The following is a 24,698-nucleotide window of genomic DNA, read 5'->3' on the forward strand; positions in this document are numbered from 1 at the left end:
GCGTCACCGGTACCTTCACTCTCGATCATTCCACGCAATTTACTGGCACGATTTACGGCCTTTCCGGCAACGGTGATCCGTCCAGCTCGGATATTCTCGATCTCAAGGACATCTCGTTCGGATCAGGCACGAAGTTCGCCTATTCAGGTGACACATCGGGCGGGGTACTCACCGTCTCGGACGCCCAGAACCATACCGCGCACATCACGCTAGCCGGCGACTACACCCATTCAACGTTCAATCTCTCAAGCGATGGAAACGGCGGCACCCTCGTCATCGATCCGCCAGTTGACGGATTCAACTTCTCCGCTGCCACTTCGCAATTCGGATCTACTGCGACCCCTCTGGGGCACGAACTAGTGCCCCGCTCGCAGGTGCTCGCGCAGGCATTGCACGACCTCCACGTTGACAGCAACGTTCAGCACGGCATAGAGAGTACGCATTTCACCCTGTCCCACGCCCCGCCGACTGATCTATTTCTGTTGCAGGTTTGAACGATGATTGCTCTTGGAAGAGGCTGTAATAGACTATTCGTCCGCGCGTGGCCGCGGTATCGGCGTCGGCGATTGCGGCCAACGGCGTGAGACGCTAGCGAGCGCATGCGGGATCGGAGCAGTGTTGGTAAGCGAGGTTTCACTGGTACCAAGCGGGTCAGACTAGTTTGGTTTTCACAAAAGAGCGTTGTCTGTAAGCAAGCAGGACCGTTGGGGGCCAGAGGCTTATGCGAAATCTTATAATCGCTGCGTTGTTGGTTCAAATTCTTGCGTGCTATCCGTTACCGGTGTCAGCCGGGGGCACTTGCATCCTGCATCCGCAACCCTTCAAGCTGCGATCGGACACCATTCAGTGGTTGATCAAAATCAAGCCCGGCGCTGAATGTATTCAGGGACTACGCTGGTCGACGATCATGATTGACGCGATCGCGGTTGTAGACCCGCCGAAATCGGGCCGCCTTGTCTTGCAAGGCCCTTCATTCCGCTATTTTTCGGATCCGGCCGCACAGGGGGCCGACCATTTCAAGATTGTGATCAAGGGAACCTCGCTGCATATAGGCGGAACCTCGGCGATTGAGGTAGACGTCGCCTCACAGTAAATTGCGGTCGGTGGCGACGAAGGCCCGTTCACAAATCCTAGCGAGGCGCAAAGGTACGATTGCTGTTGAGAGCGGGGTTGGCCGAGGCCGCCGGGGGCACGCCTTGCCCGATGGGGTTCTGGAATGGATTGTTGCTAGGTTGGGTCGCTACGGGGGAACGCGAACTCCGCACGTAATTCTGGGACGTATTACTCTGCTGTCGGCCATTCGCATTCTGCTGCGTGCCTTGAGCAAACGCTGGAACAGTCAGGAGCGAAATCAGAGCAGAGGTTAGCAACAGTTTAGCGGCACTCATAAGAGCCTCCACACGGGGCCGTATCAACCTAACGCCACCACTGGAGGTAGGTTGCATCCATTGCTTGGCAAGGGGTCATGGTTTCTTGCAGGCTGAATAAAAAGTGCCGCTGGTGATGATGACCCGCTCGATGCACTGCCGAGGATCCACAATGGCGCCTTCGACGCTGAAGTAATAGGACTGGCTTTTGAGGATCAGCGCGTACTGGCCGGGTGGAAGCTGCAGTGTCGGGTCCTCGCTATGGAGTCTGTACATCTCTGGACTATCTGGCACGGGAGAAGCCCGATATGGATAAGAGAAATTTCTGATGACCCAGGAGTCGTTATCGTCGAGCCGCTTGCCTGCCGACTCAGCCGAGAATTCGCGAGCAATCCTGGCGATTACGCGCACCTCGGCATGCTCCAATATGTTGGTAGTGGTTTCTCGCCGAAAGACAATGAACTCGGGATGTCCGTTTGGCAGGCTCACTTTGCCAGGCAGTCTGAATGCGGCAGAGACCGCGACCCTCGCATCTGGTGGCCGGCCGGGCAGCAGCCGAAGTTCGGTCAAGGAATCGTCTCCGAGCGCATAGACGCCGTAGTCGGTCGGCCGCGGGAATGAAGGAGGCGGTGGGGACCGGTTCAAGGCCGTATTGGCCGTTGCGGAGGCGGGTGTCCCGACTGCTTTATGGGTAACCGCCTGTCCCCCCTGACTCTGGAGGGGCTGTCCCAGCGTCCTCAGGCTTTCGCGTTGCAGCGCAACGGTAAAGACGGTTCCAACGATCAGCAGGACCACAGCGGTCCACGTCATGACAGTCCACAAGCGATGGCGGTCGGCTCCATTTGCCGGATGGCTCAGCCCGACGCCCGATTCGGGACCGGTTTCTCCTAGCGGCGGATTACGCGGCAAAGCCGAACTCAGCTGTGGTACCGGAGATGGTGCAGGCGGGCCGACTTGCTGCCGTGACAATTCCTCTACGCCGTGGATCGCAGTCTCAAGCGTACGTTTGGCGCGCTGGGTATCTGTCGGATTTGAATCAACGAGTTGTTCCTGAAGCTTATGGCGCGCCAGATCATAGACCGCCTGGCGCATAAGCTCAGGATCGGCCTTCACCGTTTCTATTATCCGAGCGATCACCAGCGCGAATTGAACCTCGTTAGAGGCCTGATTGGCGTCTTCTTCCTCGCGCTCCCGCAGCTCTTGCGAACTCATGCCGATTTGGGCGCTCCCGTGGCGGTTGGCCGCAACCTTATTTCAGTGTTCAAAATACCCCAAAAGAAACTAAAGTATTCGTCGGCGGCTTCAAGGAGCGGCTGTCTGTTCGGCAAGGAGAAGATGGTGACGTTCATACCGAGACGCGAAATCGCGGTGCTGGGCTTGGCTTACCTTGTCCTCGCTGCGACCGGAATTCCAGCATTTGCCGTCACCGCCGAGGTAGCCCGAAAGTGCAGCGCACTCATGGCCAAGCAGTTTCCGCCCCGCGAATCCGGCAACCCCGCAGCTGGAAGTACAAAGGGAAGCGGCCGCGATCAGCAAGCCTTTTTCAACAAGTGCGTTGCTAACGGGGGCAAGATCGACGATAGCAACGCGAAGTAAAGGGTATCCATTGGGAGCCGCTCGTTGCCCCTGGCAATAGCGCACTCACCCGTTCGGCGGTGGTGGCTCCGGGACGTTACCATCCTTTGCCATACATTCCCTGAAGTATGTTTGACGATCACCGCTTCCACGGACTGATCCCGGCCGCTTGTATGGATAGACAAGATAGGAATAGCGCATGCACTTCCTAGCAGTCTCGGCACTTGGGCTTGCAAACGCGTATTTACCCGGCAGGTCGAGAGTGACGGCGAGGCCTATCCCCGCTAGGAGCCAAATCAGTTTCAGGGAATACATGTTTGCCATATCGCAGCCTGGAGAAGTGTCGGTCAATTTGAGGACTACGTGCTAGTGTGGAATCAGGACATTTCCGGTCAAGTGGGTGTACTTCGAGGTGATATCGGAATTGAGCCAGAAGGACCCTACGCGATAGTGCTCGCAACGAGCGCGAAGCAGGGGACACCAAGAGATCTAAGTCAGACAATGTCGTCGCGTGACGACGAGTTAGTCCAACTCCGCCAACGTCGTCGACGCGACAAGTGCTCGCGCAATGCAAACATTCTTGTTCTGCAGCAATTCGATAGCCGCTCCAGAAAAACATGGACCACTGAGATTTCAAGAAACTCTTGCGCATGGAAAACGCCAAGGCGCTCAGCGCCCTGTACCTATATCGCCAAGCTACGGAGCCCTCAGTGTGGTGAGCAAGTTTAGGAAATCGCTCAACCTTAAGGCCCTGAGCGACGATACCCGCGGTACGGTCAAAAGGATTTTTGCGTAACGGCGGGCTCTCACCCGGATGACCTCGCGCGATCGCCTGAAACATCAATCTGGATCAACGAAACGCAAAACCAGCAAGACAGCCGCGCCGCCTGCAATAGCGGCCAGTACGACTAGCGGTAGAAATCTTTGTAGCCTTCGGAAGCTCGCGCGACTACCGCCGCCCGAACTACCGTACGTCAGGCGTAGCGCCAAGGTACCCAACCCTAGCGCCAAGCGGTCGAGCATGGATATGGAAGGCATTGCACGTCGCTCTTGAGGAGCGCTAGAATTTCGATTCGCTCAACCACAAGCTACGCAGGCTTCGACAATGTTCAACCCCAAATCTAAACCAACCTGCTCATTTTTTATCCATGCAAAGGCCACGCAATAGTCCGCGACCGGCCGTGTGGCCAAAGGCCTCAGCCTAACGCATTGTTTGCGGCTTGAGTCGCGCACTCTCTGACAGAGAATTGGAAGGCCTCACTGCGTCGCCCTCAGAGAGGCTCTTTTGTGGAGGCTGACCACCAGCCCCCCGGGACGAGCGGTCGTCGGAATTGTCTGAGGGCGCAGAGGCAGAGAGAGTGTTGCCGCGGATGAGAAAAGCTGGTGGCCGGGTCATTCGCGGAGCGCCGAGATAGGGCTCATACTTGAGGTACTCAGTGTACCGCTTTCGCGAGACTGCTGCACGCGTGGCATAGCCCGCTCCGAAAAACAATGCGGCCACCACAAACAGTATCAAGAGACCGAGCACAGAGCACTCCAATCGGGTGTTGGCCATCCGTCGAATTCAGCGACAGCAAATTTCGCGCCACCAATCGGAAAAGTTCAAGCGGCGCCGCACCAGCGTCACTCGCTTGGGCCGCGCTGCATAGCCAATCGTTATATGCCCCATATGTCAATTCTGCTAACCAATGAGGCGGCACCGCGAAGGTCCCAATCTGCGTGCCGAATACGACCAATTAGCGTTTGGTCTTGGCGTTTCGGCGTCCTCTCGAATATCAATGCTGGAAGTTCAAGAGCGCAGCTTGTGGTAGAGTTATATTTCTGGCGCTTCCGGAGGGCGATCCGCCTCTCCTTAATGCGAGATTCACCAACGAGCAAGCCGGCCCCTGCTCCCTAACATATCGTTTAGCGGCATCGTCCATAGTGACGCCTCATGAAAAGGGGGCGACCATGTCACGAATTTCATTTAGTGCAGCTATCGCTGCGATGCTGATGTTGCTCGCATCAGCGTCTGAAACCAAAGCCACACCTAATTGCTTGCGCGATAATAAGCCGTACAGGCTTGCGGGCGACACCATGGAATGGTCGATGACGATCGCGCCGGGGGTAGATTGCATCCAGGGACTTCGCTGGTCGACGATGCAGATCTACAACGTTGAGGTGACGGAGAAGCCGAAGAGCGGCGAGATCGTCCTCGTCGGCCCTGGGTTCCGCTACTTCGCAAAACCGAACTTTTCGGGGACGGACAGATTCACCCTCCTCGTGGTGGGCAAGAACCGGCATGACGAAGGCACCTCGACGGTTGAGGTCACGGTGTCCCGGCCGAATGGCCCGCTGCTTGTCAGCGCCGTCGACCATCCGTAATGAGGCTGAGGCCCGTCGCCCAGTTGGTGCCCCACGCCAACGAACGGCGCGTTTCAGGCCGCGACGTGCTTGCCTTCTCCACCCGGCTTGGGGGCATGGGCTCAAGAGGCATCGGATCTGAATGCACAGGCCTTTGTCCGGGGTGACCGGTCGACCGATACGGCCAGGAAGGGCCGGTCGGTGGCGGCCTCTTCGGCCGTCGATGTTGGACCGCAGGGGCGCGAGGCTCCCGCCATGATTAATTGGCGACAAGGCTTCAGCCATGCCAGATTACCCGTGTGCTAGCAGCTGCTGCCCACGATCTGTCAGCGCAGATTTGTCCGGAGCTGTGATAGCTGTCTTCGTGGTCGGTGGCTCCCCCAGGGTGATGCGCTCTCAAGCTCGATCATGGTCGGGTCTGTTACGCCAGAAACGTCGTGTCCTAAGAGAGTGTGGCTCCGGACGGCGGGGTAGAGAATTTGGTTGCAGCGATCGGACCTGGCCTATGGCATCAGATCGCGCCGGAATCCATGACGCGCCTCGCGCGTTGTAAGCTGAAGCTGTTGCGCATTCGCTACGTTCGTCTGGAGATGTTGGCCGCGATTTGGGAGTGCCCCGTCTCGGTGCGTCTGCAACACCTCGCAGCCTTGAGCGCTATGAGCGAGCCGCCCTGGCGAAACAGAAGCGGTCGCTTCGACCCCTCAGACGCGAGGGCGGCTGAAGCACGAAGACAGATTGGCTTCGTTGCGGAATTTTCCGGCTGATGACGGTCATGATATCAAACTCGCCCGCGAAGCGGCACTCGAATCGGTCGAGGTTACCTTGTGCTGATCGCTCTGGACGTTGGTGATGGCTGCCGCACCCAGTGACCGCATGGAGTGGCTGGGCGCGGCAGTGGATCAATGCTGCGGTCTGGTCAAAATTGAGTCCTGTGCCCAAGTGGCGCTATTCGACCCAGTTGACACTATCTGACCGGGCTCGACCCGACCGGCGTTACCGGCCAGATGTTGATTCAGAAGCGCAAAGCCGTGACTTGCCAGGAACGCTGCGGTCGAGCCGTCTACATGTGATGCCTCCGCCGCGGTGATCGGTGCTGTTACAGCGTTCAAACCGCCCCTCGCGGCGACCAAGTGCTCGATCTGACTCAACAAGGCAGAACTCTGGGCTGCCAGCCTCATGCTTGTGTGGGTCGCAGGCGTCGTCATTCCACCATTCGCGATCGAGTCGTGATGCTCGCTCCACCATCCATGTTCCGGGCCGGTGCCGGTCGCATGATCGGTCACATTAGTCTGCGGCGGTGACGTTGGAGTCGGCACGGCCGCAGGAAGAGTGTCCGCAACAGCAACAACCGGTGCGTGCGATGAATCAGTAGCCACCAGTGCCGATTTGGATGTGGACGGAGATGTAGATGGAGACGGGTCGCCGAAATACCTCGCCCACGCTGCGGCCTCCAGCGGCTTGTTGTCGGCGGCACTGGTGAAACGATATTGTCCATCGGAGTTCGAATCCCAGATGTTCACAAAGCTGACGTGGACCCCCGATTGATGCAGCGTGTCCGCCAGCCACTTCACGAATGTCGGATTGTCGCTGAGACGCGCGCCATCATTCGTGTTACCGGCACCAGTTTCGGCAATCGCGAACGGCTTGCCGGTTGATTTGGCGAGATTGATCAGCTCCTGAAGGGTCGTCGCATGGCCCACGCTGCCATCGAGTGACCATTGGTTGGCGGCCGGGTAGGTGTAGTAATGTTGGAGGTTGACTGGATCCGACGCCCATTGCTGGACGCTAGAATCGTAGACCGGGTGGGACGAGTTGAGGACTTGCCCGCTCTTGTCCCAGTCATAGAGGTGCGTCGGCGAGCCGTAGGGAAAGACATCGCCATAGACGTCGGCGGCGATGATATCCACATACTGGTTCCCAGGGTAAGCAGTCTGGATGACGTTGCCGGCGGGGCTGTAGTTGACCACGCTCGGATTCCACGCCACCTGGACGCTCACTCCTTCGGCCTTGCCCGCGGCGTGCAAGACCGTGGAGATGTGCTGGAACGCCTTGACCCAATCGGCGCGTGTCGCGGCGTCGTTGCCGGCGTAGGACGGCATGGTGTCGATATTCATCTCCCAACCGGGCCGCCAGATCTGTGTCGCAAAACCGTGGTCAGCCCAGGTCTTGACCATGCCTTTCAGAACGGAATCGTATTTTCCGGCCGCGAAGTCCTTGTAAAACTGATCGGGAGTTCCCGAGCCTGGCGCGGTCGAAGTCATCGGCAACCCGATCACCGGCGTAACGCCTTTAAGCACGGGCGACTGGGCCATTGAGGCTGCATTCCAACTCGCCTGACCAACCCAACCTGAGATGGGCAGGCGCTGATCGCTATATTGGTCGAGGAATTGCGGCTTCGTTTTCATCAGGTCCGAGAAGGCGTTGAAGTTTGCTTCGAAACTCGCCTCCTCGGTCGAATCATAATAGTTCGGATTCCCGACAAAGACGCCGAGAGGAAAAGGCGTGGCACCGGTTGCGTTCTGAGCCATGTCTCTTGCTTGCTCCCCTTCTCTTTGCTTGATACCCGGCTGTTGACTCGTGTCTAATCAGCAAATGCGGGTTTCTGATGTCGTTACTGAACGCCCATCATCGCAACCGTCACCGGCTATAAGCTCGTGATCATTGCGCGGCTCTAGGAAGACGCACGAGAGAGTGGCAGCAAAGCCAGCCCGTCGGCCAAGGGGTCGTACTCAATAAGGATTCTCACGTGGGCTCAATCGTGCATCAAGGTCTCTGAGGAGACCCTGATGCGTGAGCAACTTTAGACGCGGAGTGGAAGCGCCTTCTGGGCGGCCAACAGTGGGGGCACTGGGGCAGGGCGCGCGCGTCTCGCTCGGTGTGACCTCATCGGCCACACCGGGTAGGGGGCTGCTTTGTCGGTGGATAGGTCTGCCCAGCTGCTACCCAAGCGGCCGCGCCACCACCCCGCAAACTTTCGGTTCCTCGCGGCTCGGCACTGCGGATTACGCTCTTCGTAGATATCGATGCATCAGAGAATTCGAAATCGCCGAGGGCGCGAGGCTTCGATCCCGACAAGATCGCAACCCGCATATTCCATTCGAAGGCCACGTAAGATCTGTTACCCTGATAGACGGGATAAATAATCCTGGTGCAGGCAGCTCGGTCTTGCGCCGCCATCAAACAACACTGTAATGCGGTGCTGCGAAGGCTAACTTCGACGACCGTACCGGTCTTGTCAGCCAGGTTTGGGCACCGAAGGGCACCAAGCTCGCTTAACTTGCAGCGGGTGCCGACGACAAACTAAGCAAACATGCTAGAATACATTCCATCCGGAATATTTGCAACTTGCGGTAAATGCCACAAGTCCGTGACGCCTGGCAATCTGATCGGCCTGGTGCAGCAGATCCGACCGACCGAGATCTACAACCTTGCGGAGCCTCGCGTCGCTCGCGAGCAAGCGCTCCATTGCTTTGATCAATTCGGCGGCGGAACGCCGAACGTCCGTGAGCGACTGTGACAGGAATCTGCCGTTGATGGAGAGTTTCGAAGCCGATCTTTTTTCTAAGCGGGTATTTCGCGCGAACGATGCCTCAAGAGTGGGCAATCGCGCCGAATATACGATCTATGAGGTGTGCACATGTGACGCTATGGTCCGAGCGTCCTGGCAGGCGGATAGCATGCGACAATGCATGACGCCATCATGTTTCCTACACATTTCGATGCGCTTACAGAGACCCGCTTGGTTTGATGATTGTCTTGGTCGTCATGTCCTTGCCTCTCATGTCTTGGTCTGGCATTGCTTCGCTGAATGAATGAGATGACAAGTTTTCGGCCAGTGATCGTGACCGGCGCCGCCGGCTTCATCGGAATGCACGTTTGTGAACGGCTGTTGGCGCGTGGAGAACGGGTCGTTGGTATCGACTCGTTCACGCCATATTACGATCCGGCATTGAAACGTGCGCGACTCGAAGCGCTCAACCACCGTCCCGATTTCAGCTTCTACGAGATCGACCTCGCAGACTTTGCCGCGGTGACGCGTGTGTTCGACGAGGTCTCGCCCGATCGCGTCGTTCACCTGGCGGCTCAGCCGGGGGTGCGTGCCTCGATCGACGATCCCATCACCAGCATCCGCGCCAATTGTGACGGCTTTGTCACTGTGCTCGAAGCCGGCCGCCGCCATGGTGTGGCGCATCTTGTCTACGCCTCGTCGAGTTCCGTATATGGCGCCAATCGCACCTTGCCGTACTCAACCGAGCATTCGGTGAATCATCCGGTCAGCCTTTATGCCGCGAGCAAGAAGGCCAACGAACTGATGGCGCATACGTTCGCGCATGTTCACGGACTGCCGGTGACCGGTCTCCGATTCTTCACGGTCTACGGTCCGTGGGGACGGCCCGACATGGCCGCCTATCTGTTCACGCGTGCGATCTTCGCCAATGAGCCGATCAAGATTTTCAATAATGGCAACATGTGGCGTGACTTCACCTATGTCGACGACATCGTCGAGGGGGTGATCCGCACGCTCGACCGGCCCGCGGTCCCGAATCTCGCGTGGAACGCAGAGCAGCCGGAATGCTCGACGAGTTACGCGCCGTATCGCGTCTACAACATCGGCAACAACAGGTCGGTCAATCTGATCGAATTCGTCGAGACGCTGGAAAAGATCATCGGCAAGCCCGCGATCCGCCAGCTTCTGCCGATGCAAGCCGGCGACGTCCTGGAGACACGCGCCGACATTTCGGCCTTGCAACGCGACGTCGGCTTCGCGCCTTCGACGCTGCTGGCGGATGGCTTGGGCCGCTTTGTCGAATGGTATCGACAGTATCACCGTGTATAACCCCTCACATGAGTAGCTCGCACGTGTCTCAAAAAATTATCCCCCTGATCATGTGCGGCGGTGCCGGCACGCGGCTGTGGCCGGCCTCGCGCGAGGTGCGCCCCAAGCAATTCCTGCCGCTGTTCGGCACCCGCTCGATCTTCCAGGACACGCTGCTGCGGGTCTCGGACGGCGCGCTGTTCGATCGTCCGATCGTCATCACCAACGCGTCCTACCGTTTCATGGTGCTGGAGCAGCTCGCCGAGATCGGCATCGAGGCCGATGTGATCCTGGAGCCGATACGGCGCGACTCCGGGCCTGCGATCGCCGCGGGCGCGGCGTTCGCGCAGAACCGCGCCAGCGACGCCATCGTGCTGGCGCTCGCCGCCGACCATGTGGTGCAGGACAAGGTCGCCTTTGTCGCGGCGTGCCGCGAAGGCCTCACCGCCGCGAGCGCCGGGCGCATCGTCACCTTCGGCGTCAAGCCGGAGCGGCCGGCGACCGAATACGGCTATATCAGCCCGGGCGAGGTGATCTCCGGCGAGGTGCACGCGGTCGCGCGCTTCGTCGAGAAGCCGGACGCGGTGAAGGCGGCCGACTACGTCAATTCGGGCTATCTCTGGAACAGCGGCAACTTCATGTTCCCGGCGACCGTCCTACTCGACGAATACCGCAAGGTCGATGCGGCCAGCGTGGAGGCGGTCGCCAATGCAGTCAACAACGCCGGCCGCGATCTCGGCTTCGTGACGCTGGAGCCGGAGGCGTTCGGCGCGGCGAAGGCGATCTCGATCGACTATGCGGTGATGGAGAAGACATCGCGCGCCGCCGTGGTGCCGGTGTCCTGCGGCTGGTCCGATGTCGGCTCCTGGCACGCGGTGTGGGAGCTGTCAGACAAGGACGCGCAAGGCAACGCCGCGGACGGCGCCGCGGTGTTCGAGAATTCCCGCAACTGCAACGTCACCACCGATTCCGCGCTGGTCGCGCTCGAAGGCGTCGACGATCTCGTCGTGGTCGCGACCGCTGATGCGGTCCTCGTGTCGCGCCAGAAGGATGCCAACGGCCTGAAGCGCCTAGTGACCAAGCTCAAGGCAGTCGCCCCCAAGGTCACCGAGGAGCATCTCAAGGTGCACCGGCCCTGGGGCAGCTACCAGTCGGTCGACAATGGCGAGCGTCACCAGGTCAAGCGCATCGTGGTCAAGCCCGGCGGGCGGCTGTCGCTGCAAAAGCACCATCATCGTGCCGAGCACTGGATCGTGGTGCGTGGTGCCGCCCGGGTCACCGTCAACGAGACCGTGAAGACGGTGCACGAGAACGAGTCGATCTACATCCCGATGGGCGCGGTGCACCGGATGGAGAATCCCGGTAAGATCATGCTGGAGCTCATCGAGGTCCAGACCGGCAGCTATCTCGGGGAAGACGACATCATCCGGATTGAAGACGACTATCAGCGATCCTGACCGAGGCGTTTGAGCCGGGCTCTCGACAGCGCGGGGAGGGGCGTATCCCTCATCCGGGTCCGCCGTTGTTTCGGCGCAGAGCGGTCAAGATTTATTCGGCCCGCGCAGCAACTTGCCCTAATGTTGGGCGTGCGGCCGGATAGAGAAATGGTCTAGGGTGTTCAGTGGAACATCCGTCGTCAACGGAAAGAGTTTTTCATGCGAATCGCGATGATCGGAACGGGCTATGTGGGACTGGTGTCCGGAGCCTGCTTTGCGGATTTCGGTCACGACGTCACCTGCGTCGACAAGGACGAGAAGAAGATCGCAGCGCTCCATCGCGGCGAGATCCCGATCTACGAGCCCGGCCTTGACGAGCTGGTCGCAAGCAACGTCAAGGCCAAGCGGCTCGACTTCACCACCGACCTGTCGAAGCCGGTGGCGGATGCCGATGCCGTCTTCATCGCGGTCGGCACGCCGTCGCGCCGCGGCGACGGGCACGCCGATCTGTCCTATGTCTACGCCGCCGCGCGCGAGATCGCGCAGTCGCTGTCGGGCTTCACCGTCGTGGTGACGAAATCGACCGTGCCGGTCGGCACCGGCGACGAGGTCGAGCGCATCATCCGCGAGACCAATCCGTTAGCCGACGTCGTCGTCGCCTCAAACCCCGAATTCCTGCGCGAGGGCGCGGCGATCCGCGACTTCAAGTATCCCGACCGTGTCGTGGTCGGCACCTCCGACGAGCGCGGCCGCAAGGTGATGGGCGACATCTATCGCCCGCTGTCGCTGAACCAGGCGCCGCTGATGTTCACGGAACGCCGCACCGCCGAGATGATCAAATACGCTGCCAACGCATTCCTCGCGACCAAGATCACCTTCATCAACGAGATCGCGGACCTTTCCGAAAAGGTCGGCGCCAACGTGCAGGAGGTCGCGCGCGGCATTGGCCTGGACAACCGCATCGGCACCAAGTTCCTGCACGCAGGTCCCGGCTTCGGCGGCTCGTGCTTTCCGAAGGACACCAAGGCGCTGATCAAGATCGCGCAGGACTACGACGTGTCCCTGCGCATCGTCGAATCCGTGCTCGCCGTCAACGAGAACCGCAAGCGCGCGATGGCGCGCAAGGTGAGCCAGGCGCTCGGCGGCTCGCTGCGCGGCAAGACCATCGCCGTGCTTGGTCTCACCTTCAAGCCCGACACCGACGACATGCGCGATGCGCCGTCGATCCCGCTGGTAACCGGCCTGATCGACATGGGCGCCAAGGTCAAGGCCTTCGATCCCGTCGGGATGGAGCAGGCGAAGAGCGAGCTGCCCAGCATCATTTATTGCGAAGACGCCTATTCCTGCGCGGAAGGCGCCGATGCGCTCGTCATCGTCACCGAATGGGTGCAGTTCCGCGCTCTCGATCTCGACCGGCTGAAGGCGACCATGGCGCAGGCCGTCATCGTCGATCTCCGCAACATCTATCGCCCCGAAGAGATGGAAGCGGCCGGCTTCACCTACGAGAGCATCGGCCGGCCGTCGGCGCAGGGCTGATAGCTACACATTGTTGTCATACCCCGCGAAGGCGGGGTATCCAGTAATCCGCGATCTTCGTGACAACCGGGATCCGAGTTTACTGGATCACCCGCATGCGCGGGTGATGACGGAAGCGAGATTTTGCCCCGCAACTTCGACACGCCCCTCCCGATCGATGCCGTGCTCGGCGATTTGTCGCGCACGCTCGAGGCACACAATGCGGCCGTGCTGGTGGCGCCGCCCGGCGCCGGCAAGACCACGCGCGTGCCGCTGGCGCTGCTCGATGCGCCCTGGGCCAAGGCTAAGAAGATCATCGTGCTGGAGCCGCGGCGCATCGCGGCGCGCGCCAGCGCCGACCGCATGGCCAAGTCGCTCGGCGAGCGGGCAGGTGAGACCGTCGGTTATCGCGTCCGTTTCGGCTCGAAAATCTCGCGCGCGACACGCATCGAGGTCGTGACCGAAGGCATCTTCACCCGCCAGATCATGGACGATCCCGAGCTCTCCGGCGTTGCCGCCGTCCTGTTCGACGAATTCCACGAGCGTTCGCTCGACGCCGATCTCGGCCTTGCACTGGCGCGCGACGCGCAAACCGGCCTGCGCGAGGATCTGCGCATTCTCGTGATGTCGGCAACGCTCGACGGCGCCCGCGTCGCAAGGCTGCTCGGCGAGGCGCCCGTCGTCGAAAGCGAGGGCCGCGCCTTTCCGGTCGAGACGCGCTATCTCGGCCGCAAGGCGGATGCGCCGATCGAGCGGCAGATGGCGGATGCGATCGCGTCTGCGCTGCGCGCCGACAGCGGTTCGGTGCTGGCGTTCCTGCCCGGCGCCGCCGAAATCCGCCGCACCCAGAATTTTCTGGCCGAGCGCGTGCAGGACGCCAGTATCGAGATCGTGCCGCTGTTCGGCGCGCTCGATGCCGCCGTGCAGGATCGCGCCATTGCGCCGGCGCCGAAGGGCACGCGCAAGGTGGTGCTGGCGACCTCGATCGCGGAGACCTCGCTCACCATCGAAGGCGTGCGCATCGTGGTCGATTCAGGTCTTGCCCGCGTGCCGCGCTACGAGCCCGATATCGGCCTGACGCGGCTCGAGACCGTGCGCGCCTCGCGCGCGGCGGTCGACCAGCGCCGCGGCCGCGCTGGCCGCACCGAGCCCGGCGTCTGCTACCGGCTCTGGGACGAGCCGCAGACGGCCTCGCTTGCGCCCTACACCCAGCCGGAAATCCTCAGCGCCGATCTGTCCTCGCTGGTGCTCGATCTGGCGCAGTGGGGCGTCGCCGATCCCGCCGCGCTGTCGTTCCTCGACCCGCCGCCGCAGCCGGCCTGGAAGGAAGCCAAGAGCCTTCTCAGCGAGCTCAACGCGCTGGACGGCGACGGCCGCATCACCGCGGAAGGAAGGAGCCTGCGCGCGCTGGCATTGCCGCCGCGGCTGGCGCGCATGATCGTGGATTCGCACCGCGCAGGCAGCGGCGAGGCCGCCGCCGAGATCGCTGCCATCCTCACCGAGCGCGGGCTCGGCGGCGACAGCGCCGATCTCGAGTACCGGCGCGACCAGTTCCGCCGCGACCGCTCGCCGCGCGCGTCGAGTGCGCGCGACCTCGCCCGGCGCTGGGCCTCGCAGGTCGCGGCGTCGGAGAAGGCGGGGCAGCAGGAAGATCTCTCGACCGGCCTGATGCTCGCCTATGCCTTTCCGGACCGCGTTGCCCGCAATCGCGGCAATGGCAGCTTCGTGCTTGCCAACGGCCGCGGCGCCGCCGTCGAGCAAACCTCGTCGCTCGCCCGCGCGCCCTATATCGCGATCGGCGAAATGACGGGAACGGCCGCGAGCGGGCGCATCTTGCTCGCCGCGCAAATCACTGAGGACGACATCGAGCGGCATTTCGCCGAGCATATCGAGACCGTCGACGAGACCTCGTTCGACCGCGGCGCGATGGCGCTGCGCGCGCGGCGCAAGCGCGCGCTGCATGCGATCACGCTCTCTGAAGCGACGCTGGCCGTGTCGCCGTCGGAGGAGACTCCACGCATCCTCGCCGATGGGCTGATCGCCGCCGGCCTCGACCGGTTGCCCTGGTCGAAGGCGGCCAAACAATGGCGCGACCGCGTGATGTTCCTGCGCAAGGCCGAAGGCGACAGCTGGCCCGATCTGTCCGACGACGGGCTGATCGCGCGGCGCGACGATTGGCTGGTGCCCGCGCTCTACGACAAGATTGCGCTCAAGGATATCTCCGCCGGCGATCTCTCCGATGCGCTGATGGCGCTGTTGCCGTGGGAGATGCGCGCGCGGCTCGACCGCGAAGCGCCGACGCATTTCGAGGCGCCGACCGGCACCGTGCTCGCGATCGACTACGAGGCCGAGCAGGGCCCGACCATCGCGGTGCGGCTCCAGGAGTTGTTCGGGCTCAACACCCATCCGTCGATTGCGGCCGGCAAGGTGCCGCTGGTGCTGGAATTGCTGTCGCCGGCGCAACGCCCGGTGCAGGTGACGCGGGATCTCCCGGGCTTCTGGCGCGGCAGCTACGCCGCGGTGCGCTCCGACCTGCGCGGCCGCTACCCGCGCCATCCCTGGCCGGAAGATCCGGCGAACGCACTGCCGACCCGGCGGGTCAAACCGCGCGGCACCTGAGAAATCACGAACCCGCATTAACCGTCCGCTCATCCTTTTCGTCAAAATGGCAATGGTCCGGCCGCAGCGTCGCTCGCGGGCGGTCGTGTCGCGTGGTGAAATCGAGCTTTCCGGCTCGGAAGTGGTGTGATGCGTAACATAATGATCTTCGCGGCCATCATGATCGGCCTCGGCACCTTCATGGCGCAGATGGCGGACAGGATGAGCTCCGCTTCCGCCACGTCAGCGCCGCGCACGACGGTGGCGGTCGCAGCCACCGCGCCGGCCGGTGGCCGCAGCCTCGCCATTGGCCGCGACGGCCGCGGCCATTTCCAGACCGAGGGCCGGATCGATGGTCAGCGCATCGGCTTCATGGTCGACACCGGCGCCTCCGTGGTTGCGCTGAACGAGACCTCGGCCGCCCGCTTCGGCCTGCGTCCCTCGCGCAGCGAATACAACGCCACCGTCTCCACCGCCAACGGCACGATCAAGGCCGCGCGCACCCGCATCGCCATGCTGGAGGTCGGCGGCCTCGTCGTGCGCGACGTCGAGGCCATGGTGCTGCCGGACGAGGCGCTATCGGAAAACCTGCTCGGCCTCTCCTTCCTGTCCCGCCTGAAGCGTTTTGAGTACGCCAACGGCCAGATGGTGCTGGAGCAGTAAGGGTCTCCCAAGGGCGCCTGCGACCGTATATTTCAAAAAACGCCTCTGTTTCGACCGCTGTCGCGGTCAGGTTTTCCCTGTTACCAAACTGCCGCAATTATAAGCCACAAGCTGCCAATCCCGCCTTCCGCGGCGGCCTGGCATTCGCTAAGGCTGCATCAGATCCTGCCCCCCTTTCACGAGACCGTCTCAATGTTTCCCAAGCCGAAATCCGTCTTGTTGCCCAACACCTACGCCTTCGAATCCGAGCCGATGGTGAAACCCACGGGTTTTCGCGAATACGACGCGCGCTGGCTGTTCCAGAAGGAAATCAACCTGATGGGAATCCAGGCGCTCGGCATGGGGCTAGGCGCGCTGATCGCGGAACTCGGCGTCAAGCAGGAGATCGTCACCGGCCATGATTTCCGCGGCTATTCGGCCTCGATCAAATACGCGCTGATCTCCGGCCTGATGGCCGCGGGATGTAAGGTGCACGACATCGGGCTGGCGGTGACGCCGATGGCCTATTTCGCGCAGTTCGACCTCGACGTGCCCTGCTGCGCGATGGTCACGGCCTCGCACAACGACAATGGCTGGACCGGCGTGAAGATGGGCGCCAACCGTCCGCTGACGTTCGGCCCGGACGAGATGACACGGCTCAAGGAGATCGTGCTGGGCGCCGAGTTCAAGAACAAGGTCGGCGGCTCCTATCAGTTCCACGAGAATTATCCGGCGCGCTACATCGCCGATCTCACCAGCCGTCCGAAGCTGACGCGCAAGCTCAAGGTTGTCGCGGCCTGCGGCAACGGCACCGCCGGCGCGTTCGCGCCGCAGGTGCTGGAGGCGATCGGCTGCGACGTGATCCCGCTCGACACCGAGCTCGACCACACTTTCCCGAAATACAATCCGAATCCTGAAGACATGGAGATGCTGCACGCGATCCGCGACGCCGTGCTGCAGCACAAGGCCGATGTCGGGCTCGGCTTCGACGGCGACGGCGACCGCTGCGGCGTCGTCGACAACACCGGCGAGGAGATCTTTGCCGACAAGGTCGGCGTGATGCTCGCCCGCGACATGTCGGCGATCCACAAGGACGCGCAGTTCGTCGTCGACGTGAAGTCGACCGGCCTGTTCGTCACCGATCCTGTTCTCCAGAAGCAGGGCGCGAAGGTCGCCTATTGGAAGACCGGCCATTCCTACATGAAGCGCCGCACCAACGAGATGGGCGCGCTCGCGGGCTTCGAGAAATCCGGCCACTTCTTCTTCAACAAGCCGTACGGGCGCGGCTATGACGACGGCCTGGTGTCGGCGATCGCGATCTGCGACATGCTCGACCGCGCGCCCGGCAAATCGATGGCTGATCTGAAGAACGCACTGCCAAAAACCTGGTCGTCGCCGACCATGTCGCCGCATTGCGGCGACGAGGTCAAATACGGCGTCATCGACAAGGTCGTGAAGCATTTCGAAGGCCTGCAGGCGAAGGGCGCCAAGATCGGCGGCCAGGCGATCCGCGACCTCGTCACCGTCAACGGCGTGCGCGTCACGGTCGAGGACGGCAGCTGGGGCCTGGTGCGCGCCTCCTCCAACAAGCCCGAGCTCGTCGTCGTGGTCGAGAGCCCGGTCTCCGAGCAGCGCATGCACGACATGTTCGAGATGGTGAACAGCGTGCTGCGCACGCATCCCGAAGTCGGCGAGTACAATCAGAAGATCTGAGAGGGCCGGTATCACCGAATACTGGATCGCCCGGTCAAGCCGGGCGATGACACTTTTCGTGTGGTGAGCTCTTACGCCGCCACCACCGCCGGGATCGGCAGCGCGGTGACCGACTTGATCTTCTCCATCGCGAAGCGCGAGGTGACGTTCTTCAGCGGCACGGCGCTGATCAGCTTCTTGTAGAACACGTCATAGGCCTGCATGTCCGCGACCACGACGCGCAGCATGTAGTCGACGTCGCCGGCCATCCGGTAGAACTCCATCACCTCGGGCATGGCGCTGACGGCTTCGGCGAACTTCTTGAGCCAGGCGTCGGAATGGTCGGCACTCTCCACCGAGACGAACACGGAGATGCCGAGCCCGATCTTGTTCTGGTCGACCAGGGCGACCCGCTTCAGGATCACGCCGTCGGCCTCCAGCCGCTGGATGCGCTTCCAGCAGGGGGTCGAGGACAGGCCGACACGGTCGCCGATCTCGGCGACGGAGAGGGAGGCATCCTCCTGGAGTACCATCAGGATCTTGCGGTCGATGGCGTCGAGGCGGCGGCTGGTCTCGGGGATCTGGACAGCGAGGTCAGTCATTTGAAGAACTTTGTTCCATTTCATGGGCAGATTCCCCTGATATAGAGAAAATCATTCCACGGCAAGCCTATAATCGCGCCGGCCGGCTGCGCGCCGCCGCAGGCGGCATGTGCAAAAGCTGTTCAACTTCAAGGCGTTGTGGGGCTGCCAGACCGCCACCATGGCGGGTACATTTCAGCGCTGCAGCCGCCGCGGCGAATCGCAGCGCCTCGCGCACCCCCTCTCCCTCGGCGAGGCGGAGCGTGAAGGCGCCATGGAAGACATCGCCTGCGCCAAGCGTATCGACCGCCTGGACCGGGAAGGCCGGCGTCTCCTCCAACTCGCCCGTCTCGTTCAGCCAGATCGTACCGAGGGGACCGCGGGTGGCGGCGAGGAAGGCCGGCGTCAGCTTCGCCAGGTGCCTCAATGCCTCGCCGTCGTCGGCGATACCGGCACTCTCCTGCACCTGTTCACTGGCGAACAGCAGGTGCGAGGCGGCCGTGAGCAGGCTGTCCTGCAAAGACATCGCGCGGTCGACGCCGACGACGACGGGGATGCCGCGCCGGCGCGCCTCGGTGCAGAGGGAGGTCGCGAACGCAGCACAGCGGCTTTCGACGAGGACCGCCCGACAATCTGCGAGCAGGACGTCGGCGTCCGGCAGCTCCACGCTCCACAGGCCGGGATCGCGATAGATCGTGAGTGTCCGCTCGCCGGAGGGCTCGATCATGATCGCGGAGACGGGCGTGGTCACATCAGGCATGCGCACGACATGGCTTGTGTCGATGCCTTCCTTCGCCATCCGTTCGAGAATGAAACCGCTCGACGTCTCCCGCGCATCGCCCATGGGACCTGCGAACGCGACGCGGCCACCAAGCCGTGCCATCGCGATCGCGGCATTGAGCGCGTTGCCGCCGCAGATCTCGGCAAGATGCGTGGCGTTCGCCTTGCTGCCGCGCGCGGGCACGGCCTCCACGCGAAAGGTCAGGTCGCGTACGGGGATGCCGATGCAGAGGATGCGCGGTGCGATCCCGGCCATCGCTGGCCTCAGCTCAAGCGCCGCTCTTGTCGTGCACCCAGCGGCCGAGCAGATGATGGGCGATGGCGAAGGGATGCGGGCCGGCGAGCCCGTCGGGATGCGTCCGCGTCAGCATCAGGGCCGCCTCCTCGCGCGTGAACCAGCGCGCATCCTCCAGCTCGGAGTGGTCGACGACAATGTCCTCGTTCAGCGCCCGCGCGCTGCAGCCGATCATCAGCGACGACGGATAAGGCCACGGCTGCGTCATGTAATACTGCACGTCGGTGCAGCGGATGCCGGACTCCTCGAGGATCTCGCGGCGCACCGCGTCCTCGATGGTCTCGGCGGCCTCGACGAAGCCGGCAAGGCACGAAAACATGCCTGGCGGAAACTGCTTCTGGCGGCCGAGCAGGCATTTTTCTCCGGAGGCGACCAGCATGATCACGACCGGATCGGTGCGCGGAAAATGCTCCGCCTTGCAGGCAGGGCAATCGCGCTTCCAGCCGCCTTCCTTCATCGCGCTGCGCGTGCCGCAATTGGCGCAATAGCCGTGGCGCTGGTGCCAGCTCACCATCGACTTCGCCATCGCGACCGCCGAGAGCTCGTCGGGGCGAATCGCCCCCTGCATGGCCATGCCGCGCAGCTCGGTGAGGCTGTAGTCCTCGCGGCCGACCAGCTTCTCGGCGGCGGCTTGCGACAGGCCCATGCCGAATACAGCGGCGCCGTCGCGCAGCCCTAGGAAGATCGTGCCGGGATTGGCACCGCATTTCAGCGCCTCGTCGATTCCCAGCAGCGCGCGCACCTTTTCGCCCTCGCGCTTCACCAGCAGCGAGTCGCGATGGACCACATAGGCGCGCGAGGTCGGCTTCTGCTCCAGCGCGAACAGCTTTTCGTCGTCGCGGCGCAGATGCGCGGCGCGGTCGAGGACGTTGGTGACGAAGGCCGGCTGCCCCAGCGGAAATGCGTCGAATGCTGACATTTCTTGTTCTTTCAACCCAACCAGATTTTTCGGCGAAGCGCGCTGATGAAATTCTGCACCTCGGTGGCGTCGTGCGCCAAGGGCTGCATCACGCCCCAGACCGGCCGCGGCCAGGCGGCGTCACCGGTGCGGCGGGCGATGATGTGGACGTGAAGCTGCGGCACGAGGTTGCCGAGCGCCGCGATATTGAGCTTGTCGCATTTGGTGATCTCCTTCAGCGCGCGCGAGACGCGGGAGATCTCGGTCATCAGCTGCGCCTGCTGCACCTCGTCGAGATCGATGATCTCGACCGCATCGGGGCGCCGCGGCACCAGCAGCAGCCAGGGATAATGCGCGTCCTTGATGACCAGCACCTTCGACAACGGCAGGTCGCCGATGTCGATGGTGTCCTCTTTCAGGCGGGAGTGCAGCGACCAGGCGGGTTCGGGCATGAAGGTTTTCCGGATGGCCCGGCGGGGCGGGCTTGTTGGGGCCGACCATACGATACCGATTCCGATAGGGGAAGGATTCGGCCCCGCTGTCACCGCATACGCGGTCGTCGTCCCGGACAAGCGCGCCCCAAGCGCGCGCAGATCCGGGACCTATAACCACAGGGAGTGGTTATTGCGCGAGCTGGCAACCCGGAATCTTCGTCAAACTCGATCCTGTGGTTATGGGTCCCGCCTTCGCCGGGACGACAGCGAATTTGTGGCGACGTCTTACGCCTCCGCGAGCACCCGCGCATTGGCGCGGACCGAGGCTTCGCTGACGCGGATGCCGAGGCCGGGGCCGTCCGGCACCACGACTTGGCCGGCGCGGTTGGCGACGCGCTCTTCCAGCACGTCCTCGGTTAGCACATGATGCGGCATGTAGAATTCGCAGCCGAGCGAGATGCCGGGCGTGGCCGCGATCAGCTGCGTGCCGGCGGCAAGGCCGATGCCGCCCTCCCACAGCGTGCCGCCATAGCCGGGCAGGCCGGCGATGTCGGCGATCGCCATGATCGCCTGCGCCTCGAACAGGCCGCCGGCCTTCATCAGCTTGATCGAGACGGCATCGGCCGCCTCGCGGCGCACCACCTCCATCATGTCGCGGCGGTCGAAACAGCTTTCGTCGGCGAGCACGGGCGTTTCCAGCGCCGCGGTCAGATGCGCCATGACGTCGAGATATTTGCGCGGCACCGGCTGCTCGATGAAGGTCGGCGCGAACTGTTCGACATCGCGCAGGATCTTGATGGCGCCGAACGGCGCCAGCGCCTGGTTGTAGTCCACGCGCAGATCGACCTTGTCGCCGAATTCTTTCCGGATCGCCTCGAGGTGATCGAGATCCTCGCGATGCGGCTTCACGCCGGTCTTGACCTTGTAGATGACATTGCCGTCCGGAACCATTTTTCGCATGCGTTCGAGATCGGCGGAAAAGTCCGGATCGGCGATCGAGAAGGAGAGCGGGATGGTGTCGCGCACCCGGCCGCCGAGCAGGTCGGCGACCGACAGCCCCGACGATTTGCCGACGATGTCGAGCAGCGCCATCTCGATTGCGACCTTGGCCTCGGCATGGCCGACCAGTGCGCGGTCGAGCTCCGCCATCAGCGCGCGGATGCGGCGGACCGGCTTGCCGAGCAGGATCGGCCGCAGATAGATGTCGAGCGCGGAGAACGCCGCCTCCGGCGTTCCCGTGAACACCTCCCACGGCGCCGCCTCGCCCCAGCCGACCACGCCGTCGCTCGCAGTGAGCTCGAGGAGCACGCGCTTCACCGTGCCCTTGACGTTGCCGACGCCTTGCAGGCGCGCCATCTTGATCGGGCTTTCGATCAGGAACAGCCTGATGCGTGCGACGGTCGCTTCGGTCATGTCAGGCCTCCATTGACGTGCCAGACCTGGCCGGTGACGTAGGATGCTTTGGGCGACGCCAGGAAGGCGATGATCTCGGCCACTTCCTCCGGCCGCCCGCGGCGGCGCATCGGGATCAGCGCCTCGGTTGCGGCGATCTGCTCGGGTGACAGCCGGCTTTCGCTTGGCTTGTCCTTGACGATGAGGCCCGGCGCCACCGCGTTGACGGTGATGCCGTCGCTGGCCAGTTCAACTGCGGTGAGCCGCACCAAGGCTTCCAGCGCGGAACGGCTCGCAGCCGTCGCTGCGAACGGCGCGAATTCGGGGCGGATCGCGTGGGCCACGAAGGACGACACCGCCACGATCCGTGCGTCGCGGCCAGCGCGCAGCAGCGGCAGCGCGGCGTCGACCAGACGCGTAAAGGCCAGCGCGGATTCGTCCATCGCCTGGCGGAATTGATCCGCCGGCGTGCCGATCGCGCTGCCGCGGCGGGCGTGGCCGCCCACCAGGATCAATCCATCCAGCCGACCGAAAGCGTTTTGTGTAGCGGCGATTGCATCGGTGGCCGCGACTTCCTCGGCGAGGTCGCCGAGGCATTTTGCAACAACAGCGCCTTTCGCTTCGGCTTCCACCGCGGTGGCATCGAGGCCGGCCGCGTTGGAGCGCGTGTGCAGCAGCAGCGCGGTGCCGGGCGCCGCGAGCAGTCTTGCGGTGGCGCGGCCGATGCCGCTGGCGGCACCGGTGACGAGATAGGCGCGATCGATATTGGGCATCACGATGTAGCGTTGGCCGGCGGCAATGCGCCGGTGCGGTGGAAATGGCTGAGGAAGGCACGCGTTGCGGCTTCCTGCGGATTGTCGATCACCTGCCGCGCCGGGCCTTCCTCGACGACGACACCGTCGCGCATGAAGATCAGGCGGTCGGCGACCTCGCGGGCGAAAGCGATCTCATGGGTCACGATCACCATGGTCATGCCTTCCGACGCCAGCCGCTGCATCACGGCGAGCACCTCGCCGACGAGTTCAGGGTCGAGCGCCGAGGTGGCTTCGTCGAACAGCATCACGTCCGGCTCCATCGCGAGCGCACGGGCGATCGCGACGCGCTGCTTCTGTCCGCCCGAGAGCGTCGCCGGATACTGGTCGGCCTTTTCCGCAAGCCCGACCTTGGCGAGCTGCGCGCGCGCGAGGGTCTCGGCATCCGCCCTGGCCATGCGCCGCACCGTGACCGGTCCCTCCATCACGTTCTGGAGCGTGGTCATGTGCGGGAACAGGTTGAAGTGCTGGAACACCATGCCGGTGGTGGCGCGGAATTTCGCCAGCGTCTTCACGTCGGGCAGCTTCGAGCCATCGCCGAACGAAAAGCGCGTATCCCCGACACGGACGCTGCCGCCGTCGGGCACGACCAGCAGATTGATGCAGCGGAGCAGGGTGGACTTGCCTGAGCCTGATGGCCCGATCAGCGCCACCACGCCGCCCTTGGCGACGTCGAGACTGATGTTCTTCAGGACCTCGTTGCTGCCGAAGCTCTTGCGCAAGGCCCGGATCTCGATCTTCGAAATGTCGTTCATTCGCCGACCGCCAGTCGCTTCTCGCCGCGCCGGACGATGATGGTGAGCGGGATCAGGATCGCAGCATAGGCGACCGCGACCGCGGTGTAGGTCTCCAGCGGCCGGTAGCTGTCATGGGCTGCGACCTGGCTTTGATAGACCAGGTCGGGCACCGCCAGCACCGAGACCAGCGAGGTGTTCTTGAACTGGATGATCGACTGGTTCATCAGCGCCGGGATCATGCGCTTGATCGCCTGCGGCAGCACGATGCGCCGCATCGCCTGGCCAGGGGTCATGCCGAGCGCGGCACCCGCTTCGGACTGGCCCTTGTCGATCGAGACGATGCCGCCGCGGATGATCTCCGAATAGAACGAGCCGCCATAGAGCGAGAGCGCCAGCGCCGAGGCCGTGATCGGCGTCATCTCGACGCCGGCGAGGATCGGCAGCGCGTAATAGAACCAGATCAGCTGCACCAGGATCGGCGTGCAGCGGAACGCCTCGATGAAGGTGAGCGCGACGAGGCGCACCGCCTTGAAGCGCGACAGGCTGCCGAACGCCCCGAACAGGCCGAAGACGAGGCCGAGCACCACGATGACCACGGTGAAGCCGACGGTGACGCCGAGCCCGTTGAGAAAGAGCCAGCGATAGCTCCAGAGGATGCCGAAGTCCCAATGATACATGCGTGCGTTTACTCGTCGTGCGGCTAACCGCTTACACCGTCATTCCGGGGCGCCCGAAGGGCGAACCCGGAATCTCGAGATTCCGGGTTCGATGCTTCGCATCGCCCC

19 protein-coding genes and 1 pseudogene are annotated in these 24,698 nt (G+C 62.9%); 10 read left to right on the forward strand and 10 right to left on the reverse strand.

Features of this window, described 5'->3' with window-relative positions; genetic code table 11:
- Both E4K65_RS47915 and E4K65_RS41530 read left to right on the forward strand, forming a co-directional pair.
- Nucleotides 1–494, forward strand: a pseudogene (locus E4K65_RS47915) (hypothetical protein); the annotation flags it as partial.
- A 356-nt stretch (nt 495–850) separates the two neighbouring features.
- Nucleotides 851–1,093 (forward strand): hypothetical protein, encoded by a 243-nt coding sequence (locus E4K65_RS41530; protein ID WP_135179025.1) that lies wholly within the window; start codon nt 851–853, stop codon nt 1,091–1,093.
- 370 nt (nt 1,094–1,463) lie between these two features.
- Here the strand turns inward: E4K65_RS41530 and E4K65_RS41540 are convergent, their stop codons facing one another.
- Nucleotides 1,464–2,579, reverse strand: a complete 1,116-nt coding sequence (locus E4K65_RS41540; RefSeq protein WP_135179027.1) for a hypothetical protein — start codon at nt 2,577–2,579, stop codon at nt 1,464–1,466.
- Nucleotides 2,580–2,597: 18 nt separating this feature from the next.
- Between E4K65_RS41540 and E4K65_RS49120 the strand changes: the two genes are divergently transcribed.
- A complete protein-coding gene (locus E4K65_RS49120; protein ID WP_235885958.1) occupies nt 2,598–2,963 on the forward strand; it encodes a hypothetical protein in 366 nt (121 codons plus the stop codon).
- A 1,929-nt stretch (nt 2,964–4,892) separates the two neighbouring features.
- Nucleotides 4,893–5,306: a hypothetical protein gene (locus E4K65_RS41555; RefSeq protein ID WP_135179028.1), complete on the forward strand. Its 414-nt coding sequence runs from the start codon at nt 4,893–4,895 to the stop codon at nt 5,304–5,306.
- Nucleotides 5,307–6,184: 878 nt separating this feature from the next.
- Here E4K65_RS41555 and E4K65_RS41560 read toward each other — a convergent pair.
- Nucleotides 6,185–7,813 (reverse strand): glycoside hydrolase family 26 protein, encoded by a 1,629-nt coding sequence (locus E4K65_RS41560; protein WP_135179029.1) that lies wholly within the window; start codon nt 7,811–7,813, stop codon nt 6,185–6,187.
- Nucleotides 7,814–9,102: 1,289 nt separating this feature from the next.
- Between E4K65_RS41560 and E4K65_RS41570 the strand changes: the two genes are divergently transcribed.
- The 6 genes from E4K65_RS41570 to E4K65_RS41595 all read left to right on the forward strand — a co-directional run bounded on the left by E4K65_RS41570 (nt 9,103) and on the right by E4K65_RS41595 (nt 18,005).
- Complete coding sequence (locus tag E4K65_RS41570; protein WP_135179031.1) at nt 9,103–10,122, forward strand: NAD-dependent epimerase; 1,020 nt, start codon at nt 9,103–9,105, stop codon at nt 10,120–10,122.
- Between the two features lie 23 nt (nt 10,123–10,145).
- Complete coding sequence (locus tag E4K65_RS41575) at nt 10,146–11,558, forward strand: mannose-1-phosphate guanylyltransferase/mannose-6-phosphate isomerase (RefSeq protein ID WP_167771578.1); 1,413 nt, start codon at nt 10,146–10,148, stop codon at nt 11,556–11,558.
- Nucleotides 11,559–11,756: 198 nt separating this feature from the next.
- Nucleotides 11,757–13,073 (forward strand): UDP-glucose dehydrogenase family protein, encoded by a 1,317-nt coding sequence (locus E4K65_RS41580; protein ID WP_135179033.1) that lies wholly within the window; start codon nt 11,757–11,759, stop codon nt 13,071–13,073.
- A gap of 123 nt (nt 13,074–13,196) precedes the next feature.
- Nucleotides 13,197–15,671 carry an ATP-dependent helicase HrpB gene (gene hrpB / locus E4K65_RS41585; RefSeq protein ID WP_167771579.1) on the forward strand — a complete coding sequence of 825 codons (2,475 nt, stop codon included), beginning with the start codon at nt 13,197–13,199 and terminating at the stop codon, nt 15,669–15,671.
- Nucleotides 15,672–15,800: 129 nt separating this feature from the next.
- Nucleotides 15,801–16,313, forward strand: coding sequence for a TIGR02281 family clan AA aspartic protease (locus E4K65_RS41590; RefSeq protein ID WP_027547491.1), 513 nt, complete (start codon nt 15,801–15,803; stop codon nt 16,311–16,313).
- Between the two features lie 192 nt (nt 16,314–16,505).
- Nucleotides 16,506–18,005: a phosphomannomutase/phosphoglucomutase gene (locus tag E4K65_RS41595; protein ID WP_135179034.1), complete on the forward strand. Its 1,500-nt coding sequence runs from the start codon at nt 16,506–16,508 to the stop codon at nt 18,003–18,005.
- A 71-nt stretch (nt 18,006–18,076) separates the two neighbouring features.
- On the opposite strand, the gene E4K65_RS41600 is transcribed toward E4K65_RS41595, so the two are convergent.
- The 8 genes from E4K65_RS41600 to E4K65_RS41635 form a co-directional block, all read right to left on the reverse strand.
- Complete coding sequence (locus E4K65_RS41600; protein WP_027547489.1) at nt 18,077–18,586, reverse strand: Lrp/AsnC family transcriptional regulator; 510 nt, start codon at nt 18,584–18,586, stop codon at nt 18,077–18,079.
- 67 nt (nt 18,587–18,653) lie between these two features.
- Nucleotides 18,654–19,601, reverse strand: a complete 948-nt coding sequence (locus E4K65_RS41605; RefSeq protein WP_135179035.1) for a sugar kinase — start codon at nt 19,599–19,601, stop codon at nt 18,654–18,656.
- Nucleotides 19,602–19,614: 13 nt separating this feature from the next.
- Nucleotides 19,615–20,559: an NAD(+) diphosphatase gene (nudC, locus tag E4K65_RS41610; protein WP_027547487.1), complete on the reverse strand. Its 945-nt coding sequence runs from the start codon at nt 20,557–20,559 to the stop codon at nt 19,615–19,617.
- Between the two features lie 11 nt (nt 20,560–20,570).
- A complete protein-coding gene (locus E4K65_RS41615; RefSeq protein ID WP_092187180.1) occupies nt 20,571–20,990 on the reverse strand; it encodes an HIT domain-containing protein in 420 nt (139 codons plus the stop codon).
- A 267-nt stretch (nt 20,991–21,257) separates the two neighbouring features.
- Complete coding sequence (locus E4K65_RS41620; protein WP_135179036.1) at nt 21,258–22,385, reverse strand: muconate cycloisomerase family protein; 1,128 nt, start codon at nt 22,383–22,385, stop codon at nt 21,258–21,260.
- The gene (locus E4K65_RS41625) at nt 22,382–23,137 is read right to left on the reverse strand and encodes an SDR family NAD(P)-dependent oxidoreductase (RefSeq protein ID WP_135179037.1); all 756 of its coding nucleotides are present in this window, start codon (nt 23,135–23,137) and stop codon (nt 22,382–22,384) included. The genes E4K65_RS41620 and E4K65_RS41625 overlap by 4 nt, the downstream gene beginning before the upstream one ends.
- The gene (locus E4K65_RS41630) at nt 23,137–23,931 is read right to left on the reverse strand and encodes an amino acid ABC transporter ATP-binding protein (RefSeq protein WP_135179038.1); all 795 of its coding nucleotides are present in this window, start codon (nt 23,929–23,931) and stop codon (nt 23,137–23,139) included. The genes E4K65_RS41625 and E4K65_RS41630 overlap by 1 nt, the downstream gene beginning before the upstream one ends.
- The gene (locus E4K65_RS41635) at nt 23,928–24,590 is read right to left on the reverse strand and encodes an amino acid ABC transporter permease (RefSeq protein ID WP_027547482.1); all 663 of its coding nucleotides are present in this window, start codon (nt 24,588–24,590) and stop codon (nt 23,928–23,930) included. The genes E4K65_RS41630 and E4K65_RS41635 overlap by 4 nt, the downstream gene beginning before the upstream one ends.
- Nucleotides 24,591–24,698 lie beyond the last annotated feature (108 nt).

Source organism: Bradyrhizobium niftali, assembly GCF_004571025.1.
GTDB lineage: Bacteria > Pseudomonadota > Alphaproteobacteria > Rhizobiales > Xanthobacteraceae > Bradyrhizobium > Bradyrhizobium niftali.